At 75.7% G+C, this 26,716-nt stretch carries 16 protein-coding genes and 1 pseudogene; 11 read left to right on the forward strand and 6 right to left on the reverse strand.

Features of this window, described 5'->3' with window-relative positions; genetic code table 11:
- The first annotated feature begins 59 nt into the window (after positions 1–59).
- Positions 60–206: a hypothetical protein gene (locus HDA43_RS27615; RefSeq protein ID WP_179826843.1), complete on the forward strand. Its 147-nt coding sequence runs from the start codon at positions 60–62 to the stop codon at positions 204–206.
- A gap of 148 nt (positions 207–354) precedes the next feature.
- Here the strand turns inward: HDA43_RS27615 and HDA43_RS36780 are convergent, their stop codons facing one another.
- From HDA43_RS36780 to HDA43_RS27640, 6 genes and pseudogenes are all read right to left on the reverse strand, one after another.
- On the reverse strand, positions 355–642 hold the full coding sequence (locus HDA43_RS36780; protein ID WP_376770531.1) for a carbohydrate-binding protein: 288 nt from the start codon (positions 640–642) through the stop codon (positions 355–357).
- Positions 643–706: 64 nt separating this feature from the next.
- A pseudogene (locus tag HDA43_RS36785) lies at positions 707–1,438 on the reverse strand (chitinase C-terminal domain-containing protein); the annotation flags it as partial.
- On the reverse strand, positions 1,359–2,558 hold the full coding sequence (locus tag HDA43_RS27625; protein WP_179826845.1) for an RNA-guided endonuclease InsQ/TnpB family protein: 1,200 nt from the start codon (positions 2,556–2,558) through the stop codon (positions 1,359–1,361). The gene HDA43_RS27625 and the pseudogene HDA43_RS36785, both read right to left, overlap by 80 nt.
- Before the next feature lie 387 nt (positions 2,559–2,945).
- On the reverse strand, positions 2,946–4,325 hold the full coding sequence (locus tag HDA43_RS27630; protein ID WP_179826847.1) for a 2-oxo acid dehydrogenase subunit E2: 1,380 nt from the start codon (positions 4,323–4,325) through the stop codon (positions 2,946–2,948).
- The gene (locus HDA43_RS36545) at positions 4,322–5,308 is read right to left on the reverse strand and encodes an alpha-ketoacid dehydrogenase subunit beta (RefSeq protein WP_179826849.1); all 987 of its coding nucleotides are present in this window, start codon (positions 5,306–5,308) and stop codon (positions 4,322–4,324) included. The genes HDA43_RS27630 and HDA43_RS36545 overlap by 4 nt, the downstream gene beginning before the upstream one ends.
- Complete coding sequence (locus HDA43_RS27640; protein WP_312873572.1) at positions 5,305–6,249, reverse strand: thiamine pyrophosphate-dependent dehydrogenase E1 component subunit alpha; 945 nt, start codon at positions 6,247–6,249, stop codon at positions 5,305–5,307. The genes HDA43_RS36545 and HDA43_RS27640 overlap by 4 nt, the downstream gene beginning before the upstream one ends.
- Positions 6,250–6,760: 511 nt before the next feature.
- Between HDA43_RS27640 and HDA43_RS27645 the strand changes: the two genes are divergently transcribed.
- The 10 genes from HDA43_RS27645 to HDA43_RS27690 all read left to right on the forward strand — a co-directional run bounded on the left by HDA43_RS27645 (position 6,761) and on the right by HDA43_RS27690 (position 26,708).
- A complete protein-coding gene (locus HDA43_RS27645) occupies positions 6,761–12,580 on the forward strand; it encodes a non-ribosomal peptide synthetase/MFS transporter (protein WP_312873573.1) in 5,820 nt (1,939 codons plus the stop codon).
- Positions 12,577–12,756, forward strand: coding sequence for an MbtH family protein (locus HDA43_RS27650; RefSeq protein ID WP_179826860.1), 180 nt, complete (start codon positions 12,577–12,579; stop codon positions 12,754–12,756). Before HDA43_RS27645 ends, HDA43_RS27650 begins: the two co-directional genes overlap by 4 nt.
- Positions 12,753–13,145 carry an acyl carrier protein gene (locus HDA43_RS35465; RefSeq protein WP_246424741.1) on the forward strand — a complete coding sequence of 131 codons (393 nt, stop codon included), beginning with the start codon at positions 12,753–12,755 and terminating at the stop codon, positions 13,143–13,145. Before HDA43_RS27650 ends, HDA43_RS35465 begins: the two co-directional genes overlap by 4 nt.
- A complete protein-coding gene (locus HDA43_RS27660) occupies positions 13,142–14,674 on the forward strand; it encodes a class I adenylate-forming enzyme family protein (RefSeq protein ID WP_312873574.1) in 1,533 nt (510 codons plus the stop codon). Before HDA43_RS35465 ends, HDA43_RS27660 begins: the two co-directional genes overlap by 4 nt.
- Positions 14,671–16,425 carry a condensation domain-containing protein gene (locus HDA43_RS27665; protein ID WP_179826862.1) on the forward strand — a complete coding sequence of 585 codons (1,755 nt, stop codon included), beginning with the start codon at positions 14,671–14,673 and terminating at the stop codon, positions 16,423–16,425. The genes HDA43_RS27660 and HDA43_RS27665 overlap by 4 nt, the downstream gene beginning before the upstream one ends.
- Before the next feature lie 29 nt (positions 16,426–16,454).
- Positions 16,455–17,981 carry a condensation domain-containing protein gene (locus HDA43_RS27670; RefSeq protein ID WP_179826864.1) on the forward strand — a complete coding sequence of 509 codons (1,527 nt, stop codon included), beginning with the start codon at positions 16,455–16,457 and terminating at the stop codon, positions 17,979–17,981.
- The gene (locus HDA43_RS27675; protein ID WP_179826865.1) at positions 17,978–19,447 is read left to right on the forward strand and encodes a condensation domain-containing protein; all 1,470 of its coding nucleotides are present in this window, start codon (positions 17,978–17,980) and stop codon (positions 19,445–19,447) included. The genes HDA43_RS27670 and HDA43_RS27675 overlap by 4 nt, the downstream gene beginning before the upstream one ends.
- A 74-nt stretch (positions 19,448–19,521) precedes the next feature.
- Positions 19,522–21,495: a non-ribosomal peptide synthetase gene (locus tag HDA43_RS27680; protein ID WP_218912663.1), complete on the forward strand. Its 1,974-nt coding sequence runs from the start codon at positions 19,522–19,524 to the stop codon at positions 21,493–21,495.
- Positions 21,492–24,794 (forward strand): non-ribosomal peptide synthetase, encoded by a 3,303-nt coding sequence (locus tag HDA43_RS27685; RefSeq protein WP_179826867.1) that lies wholly within the window; start codon positions 21,492–21,494, stop codon positions 24,792–24,794. The genes HDA43_RS27680 and HDA43_RS27685 overlap by 4 nt, the downstream gene beginning before the upstream one ends.
- 258 nt (positions 24,795–25,052) lie before the next feature.
- Positions 25,053–26,708 carry a right-handed parallel beta-helix repeat-containing protein gene (locus tag HDA43_RS27690; RefSeq protein WP_179826868.1) on the forward strand — a complete coding sequence of 552 codons (1,656 nt, stop codon included), beginning with the start codon at positions 25,053–25,055 and terminating at the stop codon, positions 26,706–26,708.
- The last annotated feature ends 8 nt before the right edge of the window (positions 26,709–26,716 follow it).

The raw sequence follows: 26,716 nt of genomic DNA on the forward strand, positions 1-26,716 counted from the left end.
GTGACCTTCCGTTGGGTTCTGCATGACCCCGCCATGGTCCCATCACCGGCCCCCGCCCGGTGAACCGAGCGGCCCGCGACCGCTGGAAGGGGCCGCTGCCCGAGTCCGCGCTGACGTCCACGGCCAAGGACGACGGCTTCAGCGTGTACGAGCAGGGCGCCGGGCGGGTCGACCTGCCGCGCCGAACGGAGGAGACCACCCGCTGAACGACCGCTGCCGTGCCGGTGACGCTCACGTCACCGGCACGGCAGCGGTCCTTCGATCCTCACACGAGGTCGCCGGCCGCTACCTCGCCGGCCTCACCTCGGCATCCGTCATGTTCCGACCCCGCCGCTCCGGACCGTCGGACGGGCCTCAGGGCAGCCGCAGCCAGAGGGCGGGGACGTTCGGCGGTTCCCAGCCCGCCACGGCGGTGTGCGCCTGACGGCACTCGTAGCCGACGCCCGCGTGGGTGACCCGGACGCCGGGCGTGTAGGCCGTTCCGGCCTTCCACGCCGGGTAGGCGCCGGTCGGCGTCGCCGTGGGGGTCACGGTCGGCGTCGCGGTCGGCGTCACCGTGGGGGTCGCCGTGGGGGTCGCCGTGGGGGTCACGGTCGGCGTCACCGTCGGGGTCGCGGTGGGGGGTGGCGCCGGAGCAGGCACCCAGGTCCTTCCAGGTGTCGCCGGTGCCCGGCTCGTTGTTCTGGGTCCACCACCTGGCCTCCCACTGCCTGCCCCGGTGGGACACCCTGGCTCCGCCGGTGTAGACCTGGGTGGCCGACCACGCGGGAGCGGTGCAGTCGCCGGTGCCGCCGGTCGGTCCGGTCGGGGTCGGCGTCGGGTTGACGACCACGCCGCCGCGGGCGTAGTCGGCGGTCAGGCCGTAGGTCCTGCCGCCGAAGCTCACCGTGAAGTTCGCCGGGGTCGGGGCGGGCAGGTAGTAGACGTAGTCGATGGTGACCGACGCGCCGGGGGCGAGCGGCTCGGAGGCCCGCAGCTTGAACGAGACGCGGTTGAAGTCGCCCTTCAGGCCGCCGATGTTGTTGCTCGCGGTGTGCTCGCTGCTGATCACGGTGAGGCCGTAGCCGGACTGGTCCCTGGCGGTCCCGGGGGCGGAGCTGGCGTAGTCCCACTGGAACTCGGCGCCGCCGGGGATGGTCGTCGCCGACCTGTTGGTGATCTTCAGCTTGCCGGTGATCGGGTAGTTGCTGTGGCCGACCGGGAACCCGCCGATCTCCACCTGCGCGTCGAGCTTCTCGGCGGGCACGTTCACCTTGGCGCGGGCGGCGCCGTACGGCGCGGCGGTCTTGAGCGTGTCGTACAGCTTCGTGTTGGCATCCTCCCCCGCCTGAAGAGGCGGGGGATTCCAGCCCGTTCTCCTACGCGATGAGGAGAGCGGGCTGAGGTTCGCGGTGCACCGGCCCGGTGACCCGGGGCCCTTCCCGCGCGGCCACGGCATGCCCTGCCGCGTGTGCGATGTTGCGTGCGGCGTTCACATCGGCATGCCCGGCGTGCCCGGCGTGAGCGCAGGAGCGGCACCGGAAGCGCGCTTGGCTCTCACGCGCCCTCCGGTCCACGAACCCGCACGCCGAACAGCGCCGACCGGTGAACGCCGGATCGACCCGGATGACCCGGCCGGGCGCCTTGTCCTCCAGGCGGGTGACGAGCAGACCCCAGCCATTGGCCAGGATGCCGCGGTTCAGCCCGGCCTTCTGTCGCACCCCGCGGCCCGGCTTCTCGGCCGTGCCGCGGGCCGATCGGGTCATCGCGGCGATCTTGAGGTCCTCGACCGCGATGACGTCGAACCGGCGGGCCAGATCGGTGCTGGTCTTCTCCACCCAGTCCTTACGCCGATCCTTGCGGCGGGCCTTAAGGCGGGCGAGGGCGGCCTTGGCCTTCGCCCGCCGGGCCGAGCCGGGCTTGGCGCGGGCGAGCCTGCGCTCCAGCCGTACCAGCCGCTTCTGCTCGGTCTGCCGCAGGGGAGCGACGGTGAGCAGCTCGCCGGTGGACAGCGCCGCGGAGACCACTACGCCCCGGTCCACGCCCACGACCTCGCCGTTACCTGGAGCGGGGATCGGTCGAGGGATGGCGGCGAAGGCGACATGCCGGCGCCCGGCCGCATCCCGGGTGATGCGGTAGGACTTCACCCCCGCGGGGACGGGCCGGGACCAGCGGAACCGCACCCACCCGACCTTGGGGACGCGCACCTCGCCGACGTGGCGCGACAGGCGGCGCACGTCCTCGGCTTTGACCGCGACGATCCGAAAGCCTTCGTTGCGGTCGCGTTTGCGCCAGGTGGGCCGCTTGTGAGTACCGCCGAAGAAGTTCGCCCTCGCCTGCGCGAAGTCCTTGAGCGCCTGCTGCTGCACGACGATCGACCCTTCGGCCAGCCACGGGTAGACGGCGCGGGCCTCGGTGAGCCGGCGGCACTGGGCGGCGAACCCCGGGGCGCCGCCGCGTCCGAGCCACCAGAAGGAGTGCTGCTCGACCGCGAGGTTCCACACGTACCGGGCGTGCCGGCAGTGCCCGGCCAACGCCGCCTCCTGAGCGGGGGTGGGCTGCAACCGGTAGCGGGACACACCCGAAACATTGCCGAACGTAACCGAACCATCGCTGGCGAATCAGGAAAGTTCCTGGTGCCCGGCTGTGCCGCGTTTCCTTCCCGCCCTGAAGGGCGAGGTCTTCGCGCTGCAGGATTATGGTGACGCGCCGGCCGCGGCGAGGCCGGTGCGCAGGCGTGAGGACATCGGGAGAGTCACCTCCGGGGTGAGGACGTACGCTGCGATCCCGCCCCCCACGGGTCATTGACCGGAAGTTATGCTTTCCGACCTGCGTCGTCAGTGCTCTCTTTTAATAAACTTTACTTATAGTTCTCCCATTGTGCTCTTCCGGTCACATGGTGGCGCGGGCCGTCGCGAAGGTGGGGCCGGGGTTCGGAGCGGCGGAACGTGAGGCCGGTGTGCCGGTCACGCGGCCGGGCCGCCGTCCTCCGTGGTCTCTGTGATCTCAGGGGGTTCCGGGGCCTCCAGGGCGGCCCGGAGGGCGCCGAGGAACTCGGCCGAACCGCGGCCGTTGACGAACCGGTGGTCGTAGGCCAGCCCCAGGGTGATCACCTTCCGTACGGCGAAGCCCCCGCCGCGCTCCGCCACCACCTCCGGGCGCGGCGCGGTGAGCGACAGCGCGCAGATCTGGCCGGGGAACACGATGGGCGTGGCCGCCACGACGGCGGCGTCGGTGTGCAGGGTGATCGTGATGTTGCCGCCGGAGAGGTCCCGCTCGCGGAACACGCCGTTCAGCGCGGTCTCACGGAACCGGGTGAGGTCGCGGGCGACCTCACCGAGCGGGCGCCGCCCCGCGTCCCGCACCACCGGGACGAACATCCCCCCGCCGACGTCCACGGTCACGCCGACATGGGCGGAGGAGGCCGGGCGGGCGCGGCGGCCGTCGACGGGTGCGGCGAAGAAGAGGGGGAAGCGGTCGAGTAACCGGCCGGTCGCCCCGACGAGCAGCTCGGGCAGCCCGACGAGGGCGCGCACCCGCCGGGTCTCCCGGCGGGCGTGGGCCAGCGCCTCCGTCACGTCGACCCGCACCGCGGTGAACGCCGCGGGGATCTCCCGGTGCGACCGCTCGACGACCTCGGCGACCCGCCGCTGGTTCCGCGAGAGCCCGATCAGCCCGGCCTCGTCCGGCCCGGCTCCGGCCTGCCCGGCCTCATCCTGCCTGGCTTCGGTACGCCCGGCTCCGGTCTGCCCGGTTCCCTCCGGTCCGGGAGCGGATGCGGCGGAGGCGGGCACGACGCCCGGCGCGACGAGGGGCTCCAGGTCGACCCGCCGGACCAGCTTCCTGCCCAGGGCCAGCACCCGCCCGGCGGGGATGCCGTGCTCCGCCATGAACCGCCGGGCGGGCTCGGTGATGACGACCCCCTCCGGGTCCCGCGAGCCACCGGCGCCGTCCGCGCGGATGCCGTCCGCCACCGAGCCGCCGGGGCCGCCGGAGCCGTCCGGGCGGACGCCGCCGGCCCCCACCGCCTCCCGGTGTCCGGCCCCGGCGGGATCCGCCGGGGGGAGTGCCCGGCCGGAGGACCCCGCTCCGGCCGGGCCTCCCGGCTCCTCGCCCTCGCCGAGCAGCCGGGCGATCACCTGGCCCGGCGCGCACTCGGCGCCCTCGGCCAGGAGGCGCAGCAGCGTGCCGTCGGCCTCGGCGGTCAGCTCCTCGGCCGCCTTGGACGTCTCCAGCACCACCAGCGGGTCGCCGCCCCGCACGGCCTGGCCGTCCTCGGCGGTCCACTCCACCAGCAGGTAGGCGGCGTCGTTGTTGTTCAGCTTCGGTACCCGGATCTCGATCAAGACAGGGCCTCCACGATCGCGTCCCGGATGCGGGCGGGCTGGACGAGGACTTCGCGCTCCAGGTGGGGCGCTGCCGGGATGACGCTGTCGGCCGCGCTGAGCAGGGTGATCGGCCGGCGCAGGGAGGACCAGAGCCGCGGGTGCAGCACCCGGGCGACCTCGGCTCCCCAGGTGCCGCCCTCGCTGCCGTCCTCCACGACGCACACGTGCCGGGCGCGCTCCAGGCCGGGCAGCTCCGGCAGCGGGTGGAGCCGGGCGGGCACCAGCAGCTCGCAGGCGATGTCGTCCTCCAGCAGCAGGAGGCGCATGGCGTCGAGCGCCCGGTGGACCATGCCGCCGTGGACGACGATCGCGCAGTCGGGCTCGGCCACGCCGTCCAGGCGGACCCGGGCGACGTCCCCGGCCACCTCGTAGCGGAACAGGTCGTCCACCACGCCGCCCTCGTACATCCGCCGGGTGTAGAGGACCTTGTCCTCGAAGAACAGGCAGGGCCGCCCGAGCGCGAACATCCGCGCGAACAGCTCGCCCGCGTTGTGGAACGGGGTCATCTCGAACAGCGACAGCCCGGGGACGCCGATGAAGTGCTTCTGCGGGCTCTGGCTGTGGGTGGGGCCGTAGCCGCGGTTGCCGCCCGACGGGCAGCGGACGACCAGCGGGATCGGCACCGGCCGGCCGTACATGGCGGTGGACTTGGCGGCGAAGTTCACGATCTGGTCGAAGGCGAGCGCGACGAAGTCGGCGAACATGATCTCGACGATCGCCTTGCGCCCGGCCAGGGCGAGCCCGGCCCCGACCCCGGCGATCGCGCCCTCGCTCAGCGGGGTGGACCGCACCCGGTCACCGAACCGGGTGGACAGCCCCCGGGTGACCTTGAAGGCGCCGCCGTAGGGGTCGGAGACGTCCTCGCCGAGCAGGTGCACGTCCGGGTCGGTCTCCATCAGGTCGTGCAGGGCGTGGTTGAGGTGCTCGGAGACGCGGGTCACGGCCGCTCCCACGCCGACGGCGGCCGGGCGGTGACCTCGGCCGCGATCCGCTCGACCAGCTCGCGCCGCTCGCGGTCGATCCGCGCGAAGGGCTCGGGGAACAGCCGGGCGTAGCGGTCGTACCAGTCGTGGGCGGCGGCCAGGGCGATCTCCTCGGGGGCGCGGGTGTCGTCGCCTTTGCTGTGCGGGCCGACCCGGTGGGTGGCGAACTCCACCACCAGCGGCCGCGAGTCCTGGCGGACCATGGCGACCAGCGGCGCCAGCTCGGTGCGGATCTCGCCGACCTCCAGGGACGTCACGCGGTGGTGCAGCACGTCGAAGGCGGCGGCGCGGGCGGCGACGCGGCCGGACATCTGCGCGGCCGTCGGGGTGGACTGGGCGATCCCGTTGTGCTCGACCACCACCAGCAGCGGGACCCGCCAGAGCTGGGCCATGTTGAGCGCCTCGTAGACCGCGCCCTCCCCCCAGGTGCCGTCGCCGATGTAGGCGCAGGCCAGCGCGCCGGTGCCCTTGAGGGCGAGCGCCACGCCGGTCGCCACCGGCAGGCTCTCGCCCTGGACCCCGGTGGAGAGGAAGCGCCGGTGGTAGACGTGCTGGCTGCCGCCGACGCCCGCGCAGAGCGCGCCCTCGCGGCCCATGATCTCCGCGAGCAGCCCGTACGGTTCGGCGTGCCTGGCCAGGAAGTGGCCGTGCCCCCGGTGGTTGCTGAGCACGAAGTCGTCGTCGCCGAGCAGCCGCGACAGCGCGACCGGGATGTACTCCTGGCCCAGGCAGGTGTGGGTGGTGCCGCTCAGCTCACCCGCCTCGAAGAGCCTGAGGAGGGTGAGCTCGAAGTGCCGGATCAGCAGGAGGAGTTCCAGGTCCTCCGGCTCCGGCGGCGGTGGTGTTCTCCGTGCGCCCGAGGGCGTGGTGCCCGTGGGCGCGGGGACGGTGACGGTCACGTGGGCGCTCCTGGCGTCGGCGGCCGGACGACACGCTCGGCCGCGAAAATGGCATATCGGCATGGGAGCGCTCCCAGCGGAGCGTAGGAGTCGGCCCGGTCCGTGTCAATCAGGAAAGGGGTCCCATTGAAAGGGTGTCGCGGGATAAATCGCCCTTAACTGCGGAAAAAACCATAACAACTAGCATTCCGCACTCCTGACAGTTTGAAAACAATCCTGAAACCTTGACGGCATTCCCGGGCGATCCCTAGCCTTCCCCGTGGGAACGCTCCCACCAATCGCGGCCCGATCGGCCCGCGGAGTGCCCGGACCGGCACCCGTGCCGCCGAGCGCCCGCACCCCTCGGCGACGGGGACACCCGCGCCGCACCCGTCCTTGCGAACACGTCCCCGGACCGGGCCGTCCGGTCCGGCGGCCCGTCATGGAAACCGCCCGGAAGGGCGGCTCCTCCCACTCCGCCGCCGGGGAACGCCGCACCGTTCCCCTTCCCCCTTGAGCACGGAGGTCTCAGGTGACGCACGCCAGTCTCTCGCCGGCCAAACAGGCGCTGCTGGCCCGGCGGCTGGGCGGCCGGGCCGTCGCCGCCGCCGTCCCGCCGCGCCCGCCGGACACCGTGCCGCCGCTGTCCCCCGCCCAGGAGCGGCTGTGGTTCCTGGAGCAGTACGCCCCGGGCACCGCCGCCTACACCGTGGCGTTCGCGGCCCGGCTGGAGGGCGAGATCGACGAGGACGCCCTCGCCGGGGCGCTCACCGACGTCGCCGCCCGGCACGAGAGCCTGCGCACCCGGCTGGTCACCACCGAGGACGGCGGGCCCGGCGTCGTGATCGACGGGACGCCCGCCGCGGAGCTGACCGTCACCGACGACCTCGCCGCGGTGGACCGGGAGACGGCCCGGCCCTTCGACCTCGCCCGCGGCCCGCTGCTGCGGGCGCTGCTGGTCCGGCTCGCCCCGCGCAACCACGTGCTGCTGCTCACCATGCACCACGCCGTCACCGACGGCTGGTCCTGCGACATCGTCATGGAGGAGCTGCTCGCCCTGCACGACGCCCGCCGCCGGGGAGGCGAGAGCGGCCTCGCGCCGGCGCCGCTCCAGTACGGCGACTACGCCTGCTGGCTGGCGGGCCGGGACCACGACCGCGAGATCGGCTACTGGCGGGAGAAGCTGGCCGGGCTGCCACCGCTGGAACTGCCCGCCGACCGGCCCCGGCCCGCCGAGCAGCGCTGGGAGGGCGCCGCCCACGGCCTCGCGCTGGACCCCGAGCTCAGCGAGGCGGTCGCCGAGGTCGGCCGGGCGCGCGGGGCCACGCCGTACATGACGCTGCTGGCCGCCTTCCAGGTGCTGCTCGGCCGCTACGCCGGGCAGGAGGACTTCGCGGTCGGCTCCCCGGTCTCCGGGCGGAACCTGCCGGAGCTGGAGCGCGTGGTCGGCGTGTTCGTCAACTCGCTGCCGATGCGCGCCGACCTGGCGGGCGACCCCACGTTCGCCGAACTCCTCGACCGGGTCAGGGAGACCGCGCTCGACGCCTACGCCCACCAGGACCTGCCGTTCGACCGGCTGGTCACCGAACTGGCCGTGGAGCGCGACGTCAGCCGCTCACCGGTCTTCCAGGTGATGTTCGCGCTGCAGAACTACCGGTCCGCGCCGCTGCGCACCCCCGGGCTGACCATGTCCGCCTTCCCGGTCGAGACCTCGGCCAGCCGCTTCGACCTGGCGCTGTACCTGTTCGAGACCCCCGAGGGGCTGCGCGGCAACCTCACCTACAGCACCGCCCTGTTCCGCCCCGACACCGTCGAGCGGATGGCCGCCTGCTTCGAGACCCTGCTGCGGTCCGCCGCCGCCGATCCGGACACGAGGATCTCCGAGCTGGAGCTGCTCCCGCCGGACGAGCGCCGCCGGGTCGAGCTGTTCGGCGGCTCGGCCCCCGCCGGGCCCGCCGGGGACGGCCTGCTGCACGAGGCCGTCTCCGCGCAGGCCGGACGCACCCCGGACGCCGTCGCCGTCGTCGCCGGGGACGTCTCGCTCACCTACGCCGAGCTGGAACGGCGCGCCGGCCACCTGGCCCACGCGCTGCGGCGGCTCGGCGTGGGCCCGGACGACCGGGTCGCGATCTGCCTGGAGCAGTCGGCCGACCTCGCGGTCGCGGTGCTCGGCGTGCTGAAGTCCGGGGCCGCCTACCTCCCGCTGGACCCCGAGCACCCCGCGGAACGGCTCGCCTACGTGCTGTCCGACGCCGGCGCGCGGGCGGTCGTCACCGTGCCGGAGCTGCGCGACCGCCTGCCCGGCGACCTGCCGGCGATCGATCCCGCCGACCCCGGCGGACCCGACCCCGGGCCGGTGGACAGCGGTGTCACCCCCGGCGACCTGGCCTACGTCATCTACACCTCCGGCACCACCGGGCGGCCCAAGGGCGTCGCCGTGCAGCACCGGCAGGTCGCGGTCTACCTCGCCGGGGCGCGGGAGCGGCTGGAGGTGGAGCCGGGCGGGGTGTTCGCGCTGCTGCAGTCGCTCGCCTTCGACTTCGGCGTGACCGTCTTCTACCTGTGCCTGATGACCGGCGGCACGCTCCACCTCGTCCCGTCCCGTACGGCGGGGCCCGAGCTGGCCGCCTACCTCCGCGAGCACCGCGTCGGCCACCTGAAGATCACCCCGTCCCACCTGGCGGCGCTGCTGGCCGACACGCCCATGGACGAGCTGCTCCCCTCCGAGCTGCTGATCCTGGGCGGCGAGGCCGCGCCGCGCGCCTGGGCCGCCGAGCTGGCGGCGGCCGGGCGGTGCCGGGTGGTCAACCACTACGGCCCCACCGAGGCCACGGTCGGCGTCACCACCCACGCGGTCGAACCGGCCCGCGCCGCCGCGCCCGGCGCCGCCCACGGACCGTCCGCGGACGCCGGCTCCGGGACGGATGCGGAGGCCGGTACGGCGCTGCCGATCGGCTCGCCGCTGCCCGGGGCACGCGTCCGGGTGCTGGACGCGAACCTGCGGCCCGTCCCGGTCGGCGTCCCCGGCGAGATCCACCTCGGCGGCGACCGGCTGGCCCGCGGCTACCTGGGACGGCCCGGCCTGACCGCCGACCGGTTCCTGCCCGACCCCGACGGAGGCCCCGGCGCCCGGATGTACCGGACCGGCGACCTCGGCCGCTGGCTGCCCACCGGCGACCTGGAGTTCCTCGGCCGCCGCGACCTCCAGGTGAAGATCCGCGGCTACCGGGTGGAGCTGTCGGAGGTGGAGGCGGTGCTCACCGGCTTCCCGGGCGTGGCGCACGCGGTCGTGGAGCTGCGGGGCGGGCGGCTGGTCGCCTACCTGGTGGCGGAGGTCGCCGGGGGCGCGGGGGCCGCCGGGGACGCGGGGACCGGTGAAGCCGCCGGGGCCGCCGGGACCGCCGATCCGGGCGGAACCGTGCCCGCCGGGGCGGCGGAGCTGCGCGCGTGGCTGGCCGACCGGCTCCCCGACCCCATGATCCCGGCCCGCTACGTGTGGCTGGACGAGCTGCCGCTGAAGTCCCACGGCAAGGTGGACCGGTCGCGGCTGCCCGACCCCGGGGCCGACGCCCCGGCCGCCGGGTTCGTCCCGCCCCGCACCCCGGCGGAGGAGACGGTCGCCGCGATCTGGGCGGACGTCCTGGAGCTGGAACGGGTCGGCGCGCTCGACGACTTCTTCGACCTGGGCGGCCACTCCCTGCTCGCGATGCGGGTCGTCGCCCGGTTGCGCCGGGAGGTCCCCGGGCGGCCGGTCACCGTACTGGAGCTGTTCAAGCACCGGACGGTCGCCGACCTGGCCCGGCTGCTGGAGGCCGGCGACGACGGGCCGCGCGGCCTGCTGCACCGGCTCACCCCCGCCCGCGCCACGACCGCGACGCTGGTGTGCGTGCCGTTCGGCGGCGGCAGCGCGGTCGTCTACCAGCCGCTGGCCGACGCGCTGCCCGGCGACTGGGCGCTGTACTCCGTCGCGGTGCCCGGCCACGAACTGGGCGAGGAGGCCCGCCCCCTCGACGAGGTGGCACGCGGGTGCGCCGAGGAGATCCTCACCGGGGTCGAAGGCCCGCTGGTGCTCTACGGCCACTGCGGCCTCGGGGTCATGCTCGTCGCCGAGATCGCCCGCCTCCTCCAGGAGGCCGGCCGTCCCGTCGAGGCGATCTACCTCGGCGGGGTGTTCCCCTTCGCCAGGCCGGGCCGCGGCCTGGACCGGTTCGGCGACCTCATGGACCGGCTGACCTCCGACCAGGGCCGGATCAACGCGCTCGCCGCGGCCGGCCTGGACGTCGAGGAGTTCGAGCGCGACCAGCTCAAGCTGATCATCGCCAACCGCCGCAAGGGCACCCGTACGGCCGAGCGCTACTTCACCCGCCTGTTCGAGGAGGAGCGCGAGCCGCTGGCGGCGCCCGTCATCGCGGTCGTGGGGGAGCGGGACCCGGCCGCCGAGTTCTACCAGGAGCGCTACCTGGAGTGGCTGCGGCTGTCGGACACGGCCGCCTGCGTGGTGCTCGACGAGGCCGGGCACTTCTTCGTCAAGTACCGGGCCGCGGAGCTGGCCGACATCCTCACCGGCACCCACCGGGCCCTGGCCGAGGGGCGGGAGGCGGCGCTGCGCCGTACGGAGGGGTCCACCTGGTGGCTGGAGGGCTTCCGCGGACCGGCCGCCCCGGCGGAGGAGACCGGGTACGCGGGCGACGGCGGCCTCAGGGACCTCGGCGGGCCCGGCGGCACGGACGCGGCCGGCGGACCCGGCGCGGCCTCCGGGCGGGGGCCGGGGGACCGCGGGCCCGCGCTGCGCCTCATCCACGGCGAGGGCGCCGGCGCCACCGGAGCCGCACAGCGGTCGCCGCGGCCCAGCATGCGGCGGTTCCTGCTGGTCGCGGTCGGGCAGCTCGTGTCGATCACCGGGTCGGCGCTGACCGAGTTCGCCATCCCGATCTGGATCTACCTCACCACCGGCTCGCTGGCGAAGTTCGCGCTGTTCGCGGTGCTGGGACTGGTGCCCGGCATGCTGGTGGCGCCGCTCGCCGGGGCCATCGTCGACCGCCACGACCGGCGGAAGGTCATGCTCGGCGGCGACATCGCCGCCGGCGGGACCCAGCTCATCCTGGGCGTCCTGCTGTGGACCGGCAACCTGGAGGTCTGGCACATCTACCCGCTGCTGGCCTGCCTGTCGGTCGCGCTGACCTTCCAGCGCTTCGCCTACGGCTCGGCGATCCCGCAGCTCGTCCCCAAGCGGTTCCTCGGCCACGCCAACGGCGTCGTGCAGATGGCCACCGGCACCGCCCAGCTCGTCGTGCCGCTGATCGCGACCGGCCTGATGGCGGTCATCGGCCTCGGCGGCATCCTCGCCATCGACGTGGTCAGCTACGTGGTGGCCACGGGCGTCCTGCTGTTCGTCCGGTTCCCCGCGGGCATGCCGTGGCGCCGCCGCGAGAGCGTCATGGCCGAGATGGCGAACGGCGTCCGCCACTCGTGGGGCAACCCGGGCTTCCGCGGCATGCTGCTGTTCTTCGCGGTGCTCAACGTCTTCCTGTCGCCGCTGTTCCTGATGATCTCCCCGCTGGTGCTGTCGTTCGCCGGGCTCGACGACGTCGGCCGGGTCTCGTTCTTCGGCGGCCTCGGGGTCTTCCTCGGCGGGTTCGCGATGACCGCCTGGGGCGGCCCGCGCCGCCGGCGGCTGCGCGGTGTGCTGCTGGCCACGCTCGCCCTGTCGGTGTTCTGTGTGCTCACCGGCCTGCGGGCGAGCCTGCCGTTGATCGCGGCCGGCGCGTTCGGCATGTCGCTCTGCCTGACCCTGCTCAACGGCGTCTACGCCACGATCATCCAGGTCAAGGTGCCCCAGCGGTTCCACGGCCGGGTCATCGCGCTCAACACCCTCGTCGCCTGGTCCACGCTGCCCATCGGTTTCGGCCTCGTCGCGCCGTACGCCGGGCAGGTGTTCGAGCCGCTGCTGGCGCCCGGCGGGCCGCTCGCGGGCACCGTCGGCGCGCTGATCGGCACCGGCGAGGGCCGCGGCATCGGGTTCATGTACGCCTGCTTCGGCCTCGCCATCGCGGCCGTCGCGCTGACCGCGATGCGGGTGCGGGTGCTGGCGCGGTTCGACACCGACGTGCCGGACGCGCTCCCCGACGACCTGGTCGGGTTTGAGGCGGTGCGGAGCCGTGCCCGCGCCGCCGGAAACACCGCCGGAAGCGCGGCCGGAAGCGCGGCCGGGACGGACCCCGGCGCGGGCTCCGGTACGGCCACCGGTACGGGTTCCGTGCCGGACGCCGAGAGGGACACCGTGGACGCCGCGGACGCCGCCGCGTCGGACACCGAGAAGACGGAGAAGAAGGAAGAAGAGGTCATCGCATGAGTTTCCTCGTGGTGCTGAACGATGAGGAGCAGTACTCCGTCTGGCCCGCCGGCCGGGAGCTGCCCGACGGCTGGCGGGCCGAGGGGTTCGAGGGGCCCAGGGAGGACTGCCTCGCCCACATCGAGAAGGTGTGGACGGACATGCGCCCGCTCAGCCTCCGGCGGGCACGGGCATGACCGCCCGGGACACCGCCGCCGGGGACGCGGGGGACCTCGCGGACGCCGGCGCGGCGGGGGAGACGGGACACGCCGACGGCCTCGCGGGCACCGGCGCCGCCGGGGATGCCGGTGGGACCGGGGACCCCGCGGACGCCGGGCTCGCCGCCCGGCTGGCCCGGATGATCTCCGACGCCTGCGACGGCCGGGTCACGCCCGCGGAGGTCCTCACCGCCGGCGCGTCCCCCGGCGCCTCCCTGTCCGCGCTCGGCGTCACCTCGCTCGCGCTGCTGCGCCTCATCGACGCGGTGGAGGAGGAGTTCGACGTCGTCCTCGACCTCGGCGGCGGCGCCGCCCACCTCGACAGCTTCCCGCTGCTGGTCGGCCACGTGGCCGAGGGGACGCGGTGAGAGCGGCGGGCACGGCGGGCGCGCCGGCCGTACCGGCCCCGGGGACGGTGCCGGAGATGCTGCGCCTGCGCGCGGCCCAGGACCCGGACCGGGAGGCGCTGGTCGTCGAGGGCGGCGGGTCGATGACGTTCGCCGAGTGGGACCGACGCGCGGACGCCGTCGCGCACGGCCTCCTCGACCGGGGGGTACGGCACGGCGACCGGGTCGGGCTGCTGTTCGGCGGCTGGGACTGGGTGGACTTCGCCGTCGCCTACTGCGCGGTCCAGCGGGCCGGGGCGGTCGCCGTCCCGCTGTCGGAACGCCTCGCGCCCGCCGAGGTCCGGCACATGCTCGGGCACTGCGCGGCCTCGGCCGTCGTGACCGGCCGCGACCTCACGCCGCCGCCGGGCGACCACCGCGTCCTCCGGCCGGCGGAGCTGGAGGGGGACGCGACCGGGCCGGTGGACGTGGAGGTCGGGCCGCGGGACCTCGCCCAGATCCTCTACACCTCCGGCACCACCGGCCTGCCCAAGGGTGTGGCCGCCAGCCACGCCAACCTGGCCCACGGCTGCGAGACCCGGCCCAACCGCCGCAGGTTCGGGCACTCGCGCCACCTGCTGCACGCCTTCCCGATCGGCACCAACGCCGGGCAGACCATGCTGCTCAACGCCCTCGACGCCCGCCCGGCGGTGCTGACCCTCGGCCGGTTCACCCCGGGCCGGTTCACCCGGCTGATCGAGACCCACCGGGTCGGCACCGTGTTCGTCGTCCCGGCGATGGCGATCGAGCTGCTCAACACCGGCCTGCACACCCGCCGCGACCTGTCGAGCGTCGTGCTGCTGGGGTCGGCCGCCTCGGCCCTGCCCCCGGCGGTGGCGGCGCGGCTGGCGGAGGCGTTCCCCAACGCCACGATCACGAACTACTACACCTCCACCGAGGCCGCGCCCGCCCAGACCATCATGATCTACGACCCGTCCCGGCCCGGGGCGCTGGGCAGGCCCGCGTTCGGTGGCTCGCTGCGGATCGCCGGCCCGGACGGCGAGCCGCTGCCGCCGGGGGAGGCCGGCGAGGTCTGGATGCGCTCGCCCACCGCGCCCCGCTCCTACTACCGCGACGAGCGGGCCGACGCCGAGGCGTTCCGCGACGGCTGGGTGCGGATGGGCGACCTCGGCCGCCTCGACGCCGACGGCTACCTCCACCTCCTGGACCGGGAGAGCGACGTGGTCAAGTCGGGCGCGTTCAAGGTCTCGACCCTCCAGGTGGAGGCCGCGCTCTACGAGCACCCGGACGTCGCGGAGGCCGCGGTGGTCGGCCTGCCGCACCCGGTGCTCGGCACCGCGATCGCCGCGGCCGTCGTCCCGCGCTCCGGCGGGCTCACCGGCAGCGGGCTGCGCTCCTTCCTGACGGAACGCCTGGCCGGGCACGAGATCCCCGAACGGGTGCTCGTCGTCGACACCCTGCCCAGGAACCAGTCAGGAAAAGTCATCAAAAGGGAGTTGCGGGGGCTGTTCGACGCCGCCGCGACCGCTCGCACGGAAGGCAAGACATGACGGCACCCCTGGTCGACGAATGGGACCGGGCGTCCCTGGCACAGCACGGCATGTGGGTCACCGAGCGCGCGGGCGCCGGCGGCCGGGTCTACGCCATGCCCCTCGCCGTCCGGCTGGACGGGCCGCTGGACGTGGACGCGATGCTCGCCGCCTGCGCCGCGGTCGCCGCCCGCCACCCCGTGCTGGCCGCGGCCATGACCGAGCGGGACGGGCTGCTGCGCCTGCTCCCCGGCCGGACGCCCCCGCCGGCCCGCTTCACGGACCTGACCGGCGGCGCCGGGACCGCCGAGACCACCAGGACCGCCGAGACCACCGGGACCATCAGGACCACTGAGACCGCCGACGCCGCCGAGGCCGCCGCGGCGGAGCTGGTCGAGGCCGAGATCGCCCGGCCCTTCGACCTGGAGGCCGGCCCGCCGGCCCGGTTCACCCTGGCCCGGCTCGCGCCCGAACGGCACCTGCTGCTGCTCGTCGCCCACCACGCCGTCTTCGACGGCATGTCCAAGGACGTCGTGCTGGCCGACCTGGCCGCCGCCTACGGCGGGCGCGCCCTCGCGCCCCTGGCGGTGCCGTACGGCGAGGCCGCCCGCGCCGAGCAGGACCGGGTGGACGCCGGGCTCGCCGCGGCCGCGGAGTTCTGGCGGGAACGGTGGCACGATGACCGGGAGGTCCTGTTGCCCGGCCTGGTGGCCCCGTCGCTGCGCGCCGCCCCCGGTGAGACGGCCGGCCTCGACGCCGCCGCGCTCGGCTCCGGCCTCGCCGCCGTCGCCGAGGGGCTGGGCGTCACCCGCTTCGAGGCGCTGATGACCGCCCTGCACGTGCTGCTGCACGCCTACGGCAACAAGCGGGTCGCGGTCGCGGCGGACCTGTCCACCCGGACGGAGGGGACCCGCGACCACGTGGGGCCGTTCGTCAACGAGCTTCCCGTGGTGTCCGCGCCGCACGGCACGTTCGCCGGGTTCGCCCGGGAGACGCGCGAGGAACTGCGGGCCGTCTACCGGCACCGGGAGGTGCCGCTGGCCCGTGCCCTGGGCGGGATCAGCCCGCGCAGCGCCCTCGCCCCCGTCTCGGTCAGCTACCGCCGCCGCACCGGCCCCGCCCCCGCCTTCGACGGCCTGGACTCCTCGGTGGACTGGGCGATGTTCAACGGCGCGGTCCGCAACACCCTGCACCTGCAGGTGGTGGACGCCCCGGAGGGCCTTTCGGCGCGGCTGCTGTTCAACCCCCGGGCCATCGGCCGGGCCGGATGCGAGAGCGTCGCGGCGGACCTCGTCGCCCTGCTGCGCGGCGCCGCGGCCCGGCCCGACGCCCCGCTCGGCGAGCTGCCGCTGCCGCCCCGGGTACAGGGCCCCGCCGTCGCGGCCCCGGCGGTCCCCGGCCCCGCCGGGAAGGCGGCCGACGGGAAGGCGGCCGACGGGGAGACGGCGGCCGGGGCGGCGGCGGGTACGGACTCCACCGCGGGCTCCGACGTCACCGGTTCCGGGGTCGGCCCGGACGTCACCGGTTCCGGGGTCGGCCCGGACGCCACCGCGGAGATCACCGCCGAGGTCACCGCGATCTGGCGCGAGCTGCTGGGCGTGGACGAGATCGAGCCGGACGACGACCTGTTCGACCTCGGCGGTCACTCCCTGACCATCACGCAGATCATCTCCCGGGTCCGCGACCGGTACGGCGTCGAGCTGTCCTTCGAGCTGTTCATCGACACCCCGACCGTCGCCGGCGTGACCGGTGAGATCGCCGGGTCCCGATGACGGACGCCCCCGCCGCCCGGAGGGCGTCCGTGACGGTCGAGTTCGCCGGCGCCCGCGGCGGCGAGGCCCCGCTCACCTGGGGGCAGCAGGCATTCTGGCGGCTGACCCGGTGGCTGGACGACGGCGACCCGTACTTCAACATGCCCTGGACGCTGCCCGTCCCCGGCCGGCACGAACTCGACGCGGTCCTCGCCGCGCTGCGCGGGCTCGTCGAGCGGCACGAGACGCTCCGCACGACCTGCGCGCAGACCCCCGCCGGGCCCGTGCAGCGGGTGATCCGGCGGGGCCGGCTGACGGTCGAGGTGGCCGAGGCCGGGCAGGCCAGGCCGCTCGCCGTGGCCGCGGAGGTCGCCGCGGAGCTGGCCGCCACCGGGTTCGACTACGCCGCCGAGCCGCCGCTGCGCTGCGCCGTCGTGACCGGCGGCGGGCGGCCCCGGGCGATGGCCTTCGCCCTGTCCCACCTCGCGGTGGACGCCTGGACGCTGGACATCCTCGCCGCCGACTGGAAGGCGCTGCTCGCCGGGCGGGAGATGCCCGCCCCCGTCTGGCAGCCGCTCGACCAGGCCGCGTTCGAACGCGAGAGGACCGGCGCCGCGCGCGGAGCCAGGGCGCTGCGGCACTGGCGGGCGGAACTGGGGACGGCGCCCCTCACCCTGTTCGACTTCCCCGGCGTCACCCCGGAGGAACCGCGGTTCGTCCGGATCGGCATGGAGTCGGCCGCCGTCGCCGCGGCGGCCGAGACGCTGGCGGAACGCTGGTCGGTCAGCACCGCCAGCGTGCTGACCACGGCGAGCGCCGTGCTGCTGTCGGCGCTGACCGGGCACCGCCGGGTGGCCATGCAGCTCATCGTCGCCAACCGGCACGACCCCAGGACCGGCGCCATGGCGGGCACCGCCGTACAGGACGGGCTGTTCGTCCTCGACCTGTCCGGCGGGACCTTCGCCGACGCGGCGCGGGCCGGGCACGGGCGGGCGCTGACCGCCTACCGGAACGCGCACTACGACCCGTTCGCGATGATGGCGCTGCGCGAGGAGATCGGCCGGGAGCGCGGCGGGACCGTGGACCTGTCGGCCTACTTCAACGATGCGCGGTCCATCGGCCACTGGCCCAACCTGCCCCGGGTGGAGCCGCCCGGCGACCCCGCGGCGATCGCCGCGCTCACCGGGCGGACCCGCACCTTCCTCGTCGGCGCGTGGCACGAGGTGGACGCGACGGTGTTCTTCTCCACCACCCCCGCCACCCACACCTGCGGGCTCCACCTGCTGGTCGACACCGCCCGCCTGCCCCGGTCCACCGCCCACGCGCTGCTGCTGGGGATGGAGACCCTGCTGGTGAGCGGCGTGGCCGGGGACGTGCCGCTCGACGCGGTCGCGGAGCTGTGCGGGATCACCCCGGTCACCCGGCCAGGCGGGAGCGGCCCGGGATCACCCGGAACGACCGGCGGGGACGCGGAGGTCGTACACATGAAGGCCGTACCCGTGGAGGGCGCGCCGGTGGAGGGCGGGGCCGCTGGGAGGGCCGCCGAGGACGTGACCGCCGGGGGAGGCGCCCGATGACCGCCGCGGACGACCGGCGGGCCGAGCTGCTCGGCCGCCTGGCCGCGCTGCCGCCCGAACGCCGCCGCGCCCTGCTCGCGCACGCCCGCGGACGGGCCGCCGGGGACGTCCCGGGCGAGGCGGGCGAGGCGGGGACGGCTGCCGGGAGCGGCGCCGGGACGGAGGAGTGGCCGCTGTCGTTCGGGCAGGAGCGGCTGTGGTTCCTCAGCCGCTTCGACCCGGCCGACACCGCCTACCACACCCCCTGGTGCGTACGGCTGCGCGGCCCGGTGGACGCCGAGGGACTCGCCGCCGCCTTCACCCGGGTGACCGGGCGGCACGACGTGCTGCGCACCCGCTTCCGCCTGGCCGGGGACCGTCCCGTGCAGGTCGTCGTGCCAGCCGCGCCCGTCACCGTGGAGCGGGCCGACGTCGCCGGCGACCCCGCGCCCGCCGTCCTGGAGTTCGTCAACCGGCCCTTCGACCTGGAGAACGGCCCGCCGCTGCGGGTGGCGCTGCTGCGCCTGTCCGACCAGGAGTCCCTGCTCTGCATCGTCCTGCACCACATCGTGGTGGACGGCTGGTCGCTGGACGTCCTCATGCGGGAGCTCGCCGAGTGCTACGCCGCGCACCGTGAGGGACGCGAGCCGGTCCTGGCCGACCTGCCCGTGCGGTACACCGAGGCCGTGGCCGAGGAGCGGCGCCGGGCCGGGGACGACGACGGCGCCCACCTGGCGTACTGGACGCGGACGCTCGCCGGCGTGCCCGTCCTCGACCTGCCCGCCGACCGTCCCCGCCCCCCGCGCTGGACCGGCCGGGGCGGGCGGGTGGAGCTGGCCGTACCCGACGAGGCGGTCTCCCGGCTGGAGGAGACCGCGAAGAGGCGGCGCTGCACCCTGTTCATGGCCCTGCTCGCCGCCTACCAGGCGACCCTCGGCGCGGCCGCCGGGCAGGAGGACCTGTGCGTCGGGGTGCCGGTCGCCGGGCGGAACCGTACCGAGCTGGAGCCGCTGATCGGCTACTTCGCCACGACCCTGGTGCTGCGCGCCGACCTGTCGGGAGACCCGACCTTCGAGGAGCTGCTCGGCCGCACCCGCAGGGCGGTGTTCACCGGCATGCAGCACGCCGAGGTGCCCTTCGAGCGGATCCTCGGCGCGCTGCGCCTGCCCCGCGACCTGAGCCGGCCGCCGCTCTTCCAGGCGATGTTCAACCTGCACAACCTGCCCAAGGACGACCTGCTGCGGACCTCCATGGCCGACCTCGACGTCGAGGTCCACCCGGTTCCGGCGGCGGGCCGTACCAAGGCCGAGGTCTCGGTGGACGCCTGGCGCGGGCCCGAGGGCCTGGGCGGCGTCCTCGACTACAACAGCGACGTCTTCTCCGCCGGGACCGCGCGGCGGCTGGCCGGGGCCTTCACCGAGCTGGTGGAGCGCGCCGGGGCCGACCCGGGACTCCGGCTGTCCGACCTGAAAGGCATCCGACCGTGACGACGACGGCGATGACATCGACGACCGCACCACCGACGGAACCGACGACGGGAACGGCGCCGGAGACGGGGCCGGTGACGCTGCCGGGGCCGGTCCCGCACCGGCCGGCGGCCCCCGAGGCGGTGGCGGTCACCGGGACCGGCGGCGCGCTGACCTACCGCGAGCTGTCCCGGAGGGTGGACGACCTGGCGGCGGTGCTGCGCGGGTACGGCGTCGGCCCGGAGTCCCTCGTCGGGCTGTGCATGGAGCGCACGCCCGGGATGGTGGTCGCGCTCCTGGCGGTCTGGGCGGCCGGCGGCGCGTACGTCCCGCTCGACCCGTCCTTCCCCGCCGACCGGCTCCGGATGGTCCGCGAGGACGCCGGGATCGACCTGGTGCTGACCCAGGACGGAGTGGACCGCGACCTGCTGCGCGGCGTGCCCCGCGTGCTGCGGCTCGGGTGGGACGGCGCCGCCCCGGCGGACGCCCGCCGCGCCGTCCCGGCCACCGGGGACGACCCCGCGCCGCCGGGCGCCCTGGCCTACCTGATCTACACCTCCGGCTCCACCGGCCGGCCCAAGGGCGTGGCGGTCCCGCGCGAGGCGGTGACGAACCTGCTCGCCTCGTTCGCCGGCCTGCTCGGCCTCACCCCGGCCGACCGCTGGCTGGCCGTCACCACCCTGTCGTTCGACATCTCGGTGCTGGAGCTGCTGCTGCCGCTGTCCCTCGGGGCCCGGGTGGTGCTGGCCACCGCCCGGGAGGCGGCCGACGGCCGGGCGCTGCGGGAGCTGGCGGTCGCCGAGGGGGTCACGGTCATGCAGGCCACCCCCGCGACCTGGCGGATCCTGCTGGAGGCCGGCGGCGTCCCCGGGACCGTGCGGACCCGGCTGTGCGGCGGGGAGGCCCTGCCGCGCGACCTGGCCGACGCGCTGCTGGCCGGCGGCGCCCGCCTGTGGAACGTCTACGGCCCCACGGAGACCACCGTGTGGTCCGCCGCCGGAGGAGTCCGGCCCGCCCCGGCCCCGGTCGACCTGGGCGAGGCGATCGCCGAGACGTCGCTGTACGTCCTGGACGACGCCGGCCTGCCGGTGCCCGACGGCGAGGTGGGCGAGCTGCACATCGGCGGGACGGGCGTGGCGCGCGGCTACCACGGCATGCCCGCCCGGACCGCGGACCGCTTCCGGCCCGACTCCTGGTCCGGCCGGTCCGGGGCGCGCATGTACGGCACCGGCGACCTCGTCCGCCTCGCCCCCGGCGGGCGTCTGGAGTATCTCGGCCGGGCCGACCAGCAGGTCAAGATCCGCGGGTTCCGGATCGAGCTCGGCGAGATCGAGACGGCGCTGCGCGCCGCCCCGGAGGTACGGCAGGCCGCGGCGGGCGTGTGGACCGGACCCGACGGCTCACCCCGGCTGGTGGCCTACGTGGTCCCCGCCGAGCCCGGTGGGCCCGCCGGAGACGAGCCTTCCACCGGGCCCGGCACGGTGGCGGGCGAGCCTTCCACCGGGCCCGGCACGGTGGCGGGCGAGCCGCACGCCCACGGGGAGCCGGCGCCGACCGCGCCCGCGGACCTGTGGCCGGGGCTGCGTGAGCGGCTCCGCCGGAGCCTGCCGGAGTACATGGTCCCCGCCCACCTCGTGACGCTCACGGCCCTGCCGCTCACCCCCAACGGCAAGCTCGACCGGGCGGCGCTGCCGCCGCCGGAGGCCGCGCCCGCCAGGACCGCCGCCTACCGGGCCCCGGGCACGGCCGTGGAGGACGAGCTGGCCGGGATGTGGGCCGAGGTGCTGGGTATCGACGAGCCCGTCGGCGTGGACGACGACTTCTTCGAGCTCGGCGGGCACTCGCTGACCGCGGCCCAGATCATCGCCCGCGTCCAGGCCCGCTACGGCGCCGCCGTGCCGATCGTGGCGTTCTTCGAGAACCCCACCGTCGCCGGGCTCGCCGGGGAGCTGGAACGCCTCGACGACGACCTCGACCTGTCCGAGATCGCCGCGCTGCGCGACGAACTCGACGGCCTCGACGCCGACGAGCTGGCCGCCGTCCTCGACGAACTGGCCCCGGGCGCATGAGGGCCCCGCTGTCCCCGGCGCAGGAACGGCTGTGGCTCCTGCAGCGCCTCGACCCGGGAAACGCCGCCTACACCATGTACTTGACGCGCCGCCTGCGCGGCCCGCTCGACGAGGACGCCCTCACCCGGGCGCTCACCGACGTCCTGACCAGGCACGAGAGCCTGCGCACCCGGTTCGCCGAGGAGGACGGCGTGCCGTGGGCCGTCCTCGACCCCGCCCCGCCGCCCGTCGAGTGGATCGGCCCGGTGGACGACGGGGAGGCCCGCCGCCTGGCGGCGGAGCGGATCGACACGCCGTTCGGCCTCGCCGCCGGGCCGCCGGTGCGGGCCGCGGTGATCCGCGTCGCCGGGGGCGATCACCTGCTGTGTGTCACGATGCACCACATCGTCGCCGACGGGTGGTCGCTGAACGTCATCCTCGACGACCTCGCCGAGTGCTACACCGCGCGGGCCCGCGGCGCCGAGCCGGCCCTGCGCCCGCTGCCGGTCCAGGCCGGCGACTACGGGCGCTGGCAGCGCCGCCGGGCGGGGCGGGCCGAGCCGTACTGGCTGGGACGGCTGGCCGACCCGCCCGCGACCGAGCTGCCGTTCCGCCGCGACGGCGGCGCGACCGGGCTGGGGGAGGCCCACCGCGTCACGGTCGCGCCCGCGACGGTCCGCGCGCTGGAGGACCTGGCCAGGGCCGGGCGCACCACCCTGTTCACCGTGCTGGCCGCGGCCTACCAGGTCCTGCTGTCCCGGCACAGCGGGCAGCGGGACGTCCTGGTCGGCAGCGTCGTCGCCGGCCGGGAACGGGTCGAGCTGGAGCCGATGGTGGGATATGTCGCCCAGACGGTGCTGCTCCGCGGCGACCTGAGCGGGGACCCGACGTTCGCCGACCTCGTCGGCCGGGCCCGCGGCGACGTCCTGGGCGCGCTGGGCAACCCCGCCGTGCCGTTCGAGAAGCTCAGCCACCCGGCGGACACGCTGCTGCGCACCATGTTCATCCTGCACAGCCAGGACGCCGGCCCGCGCCGGCCGTTCGGCGGCCTGGAGGTGTCCCACGTCGACGTCGGGCTGCGGCGCGTCAAGAACGACCTGCTCGTCGAGGCGTGGCGGGACGGCGACGGCGGCGGCTCCGGCGGGCTCACCGTGTCCTTCTTCCACGACACCGGGCTGTTCGAGGCCGCGGAGATCGGCCGCCTCGCCGGGCGGTTCGCGCGGCTGCTGGAGTCGGCCGCCGCCTCGCCGGGCACCCCGGTCTCCGCGCTGCGGATCTGGACGGACGACGACGAGGCCGGGCTGCGCCTCCCGGACGCCGGACCGGCCCTCCCGGACGCCGGACCGGCCCTCCCCGAGGCGGCATCGGCCCTCTCGGACCTCGGACCGGACCTTCCCGGCGGGGACGGCCCGCGGACGGTGCCGGAGATGGTCGCCGAGGCCGCCCGGCGGGCGCCCGGCGCCGTCGCGGTGGTCTGCGGCGGGGAGCGGGTCACCTACGGCGAGCTGCTGGCCCGCGCCGACGCGCTCGCCGCCGCCCTCCGCGACGGCGGGGTGCGGCCGGGCGACGTCGTCGGCGTCCGCCTGCCCCGCTCGCCGGAGGCGATCGCCGCGCTGCTCGCCGTGTGGCGGGCCGGGGCCGCCTACCTCCCGTTCGACCCCGACGTGCCGGACGAGCGGCTGGCCTTCGCGCTGGCCGACGCCTCGGCCACCCACCTGGTCACCCGGCGCGCGGCGCCCGCGGGCCTCATCGCCGTCGACCCGTCACCGGCGGACCCGGGCCTCATCGCCGTCGACCCGTCACCGGCGGACCCGGGCCTCATCGCCGTCGACCCGTCATCGGCGGACCCGGGAGCGGCCGGAGGCACGGACCGGGGGACGGCCGGCGGCGCGGGCACGCGGCCGGAGGGTGCGGGACGTGAGGCTCCCGGAGGGTTCCCCGCCGGGGTGGCGCCCGGGGACGCCGCCTACGTCATCACCACCTCCGGCTCCACCGGCGTGCCCAAGGGCGTGCTGGTCGAGCACGGCGCGCTCGCCGCGCGGGTGCGGTGGATGCGCGCGGACTACGGGCTCACCCCCGCCGACCGCGTCGTCCAGTTCGCCTCGCTCAGCTTCGACGCGCACGTCGAGGAGGTCTTCCCGGCCCTGGCCGCCGGAGCCACCCTGCTGCTCCTGCCCGACGGCGCGGCGACCCTGCCCGACGTGCTGGCCTCCCCCGAGGGCGGCCGGGTCACCGTACTGGACCTGCCGACCGCCTACTGGCACTCGCTGACCGAGGACCTCGCGGAGATCACCTGGCCGCCCGCGCTGCGGCTGGTGATACTCGGCGGCGAGCAGGTCGCGGCGACGGCCGTGGCGCGCTGGCGCGACCGGTTCGGCGACGCCGTACGGCTCGTCAACACCTACGGCCCGACCGAGGCCACGGTGATCGCCACCGCCTGCGACCTCGGGGCGGACGCGGCGACGGGCCGCCCGCCGATCGGCCGCCCGATCGGCGAGACCACGGCGTACGTGCTCGGCGACGGGGGAGAGCCGCTGCCCGCGGGGGTGGCCGGGGAGCTGGCGGTCGGCGGGGCGGGGGTGGCGCGCGGCTACCTCGGCCGGCCCGCCCTCACCGCCGCCGCCTTCGTGCCCGACCCCGGCGGCCGGCCCGGGGCGCGCCGCTACCGCACCGGCGACCGGGTGCGCCGCCGCCTGGACGGGCGGCTGGAGTTCCTCGGGCGGCTGGACGGCCAGCTCAAGGTGCGGGGCTTCCGGATCGAGCCGGGCGAGGTGGAGAGCCGCCTGCTGTCCTGCCCCGGTGTGGGGCAGGCGTTCGTCACCGCGCGGGGCGGGGAGCTCGTCGCCTACGTCACCGGCGCCGCGGACCCGGCGGACCTTCGCGCCCGCCTGGAGCGGGTGCTCCCGCGCCAGTTCGTCCCGACGGCCTGGGTACGGCTCGACGTCCTGCCGCTCACCCCGGGCGGCAAGGTGGACCGGGCCGCGCTCCCCGCGCCGCAGGCCGTCCCGGACGCCGGACGGGTCCTCCCGCGGACCGACGGCGAGCGGCTGGTGGCCTCGATCTGGGAGGAGCTGCTCGGCACGGGCCCGGTCGGCGCCTTCGACGACTTCTTCGCCCTCGGCGGCCATTCGCTGCTGGCCACCCGGGTGGCCGCCCGGATCAGGCGGGCCACCGGTGTCGAGGTGCCGATCAAGACGATCTTCGCCGGGAGCACGGTCGCGGCCCTGGCCGAGGAGGTGGAGCGGCTGCTGGTCGAGGAGCTGGCCGCGCTGAGCGAGGAGGAGGCCGAGGCGCTGCTCGCCGGGGCCGAGGAGCCCTGACAGCCGGGGCCAAGCCCTGCTCGCCCGGGCCGAGGAGCCCTGACCGCCGGGACCGGCGGCCCGCGACGGGCGCGGGCCGCCGAAGGGGCGCCGGGCCGCCCCCGGCACCGGAACGGGTCAGGTAAATGGCCTCTGACCTGTGCTTACTCCCTCCGGGAGGGGGAATTGAGCCCATGATCCGGCGTGTCCGGCCGGGTTGCGGGACGGGCGCCGCCGGGAGGCGTCACGCCGTCCGGTTCGGCGAGAGGGGGCGCACCGGTGAACGATCCCGACGGTGTCTACAACGCCCGCGAGCACGGGCTGACGGGCGACGGCGTCACCAACGACCAGCCCGCACTGGCCGCGCTGGTCGACCGGGTCGGGGCGGCCTGCGCGGCCGACGGGCGGGCGCGCACCATCCACTGCCCGCCCGGCGTGTACTCGATCCGGGACGCCGGCACCGTCTGGCGCAGCGGGGTGTCCCTCGTCGGCTCCGGGGCGGGCGCGACCCGCTTCGTGCTGTCCAACCCCGGCAACCCGGGCACCGCGGTGCCGCTGGCCTTCTTCACCGCGCTCCAGCACGGCGCGGGCCCCGGCAACCACATCGCCGACTGCACCTTCGCCGACTTCGAGATCGACGGCTCCGGCGTGAGCGCGGACCCGTACAACGTGCTGGCCAAGGGGCTGGGCCTGCAGTACGTGCTCCGCGGCCGGTTCCGCGACCTGTACATCCACGACACCGCCGCCTCCGGGCTGGGCTGCGACTTCCTTCAGGACACGGTGGTGCAGGGCGTCATCGCGCTGCGCTGCGGGCGGCTGGACACCGGCACGCAGATCGGCGGCGCCGGGCTGGGCATCGGGATCGGCGGCTGGGGCGGGGTGGAGCGGCTGACCATCAGCGGCTGCACCGCCGTCGGCAACGGCACCAACGGCATCTTCCTGGAGCTGCAGAACGCGGCGTGGACCCCGCCGCGCGGCATCCGCATCACCAACTGCCACGCCGAGGACAACCGGTACGGCATCTCCGACTGGGGCGCCGAGGGGCTGGTGGTCGCCGCCTGCGTCATGATCGGCAACCACGAGGCCGGGTTCGACGTCTCCGGCCTGGGCACCACCGGCGTCCCCGGCCGGGGCGGGATCGTCACCGGCTGCGTCATCGACGCCAACGTCCGGGACGGCGTCAGCGTCGGCAACACCCCCGGCCGCTACACCGTCACCGGCAACCGGATCAGCCGCAACGGCCGCTACGGTTACCGCGAGTACAACACCCCCGGCACCTCCGCCTTCGCCTCCGCGTCCACCGCCGACTCCGCCTCGGTCGGGATGGTCCTCGACGGCAACGACATCTGGTGCAACGCCCTCGACGGCATCCGGATCGACAGCCCCGTCGCCGACGCCACCGTCCTCGGCAACCGGATCCGCGACAACGGCGTGCAGCGGGCCCCGGCCGCGGAGGGCGGGGGCCCGTCCGTCACCTACACCGCCACGGCCATGACCGACACCTCGGCCCGCTGGGAGCCCGGCGGCCACCTCGGCAAGATCCTCACGGTCGGCGCCGACATGGCGATCGTGACGGGCAACACCGCCACCGAACTGACGCTGGCCCCCTGGCGTCCCGGCGCGACCTCGGCGTGGCGGGCCGAGCCGCCCGGGGCGGGCACGCCGTACCGGCTGCCGGAGCCGCCGGAGATCCGGGCGGGCATCACGCTGAACGCCGAGGCCCGCGACTACACCATCCGCGCCAACCGGATCTGGGACGGCGGGCGGCCGGGGACCCAGACCCACGGCCTGTGGATCACCGGTTCCGGGGGGTGCGTGTCCGGCCGGGTGGTGGACAACGACCTGGAGGGCAACGCCGTCGCCGCGACCCGTTTCGACATCGGTCCCGAGGGTGGGGAGTGGGCGCGCAACCGCGACGTCTCCCGGTCCGCCTGACCGCCTCG

The organism is Streptosporangium sandarakinum, from assembly GCF_013409935.1.
Taxonomy (GTDB): Bacteria; Actinomycetota; Actinomycetes; order Streptosporangiales; family Streptosporangiaceae; genus Streptosporangium; species Streptosporangium nondiastaticum.

Excerpts from the sequence above, each read along its gene's own strand:
- HDA43_RS27650 (WP_179826860.1), top strand. The coding sequence starts at position 12,577 with ATGAGTTTCCTCGTGGTGCTGAACGATGAGGAGCAGTACTCCGTCTGG.
- HDA43_RS35465 (WP_246424741.1), top strand. The coding sequence starts at position 12,753 with ATGACCGCCCGGGACACCGCCGCCGGGGACGCGGGGGACCTCGCGGAC.
- HDA43_RS27665 (WP_179826862.1), top strand. The coding sequence starts at position 14,671 with ATGACGGCACCCCTGGTCGACGAATGGGACCGGGCGTCCCTGGCACAG.
- HDA43_RS27675 (WP_179826865.1), top strand. The coding sequence starts at position 17,978 with ATGACCGCCGCGGACGACCGGCGGGCCGAGCTGCTCGGCCGCCTGGCC.
- HDA43_RS27685 (WP_179826867.1), top strand. The coding sequence starts at position 21,492 with ATGAGGGCCCCGCTGTCCCCGGCGCAGGAACGGCTGTGGCTCCTGCAG.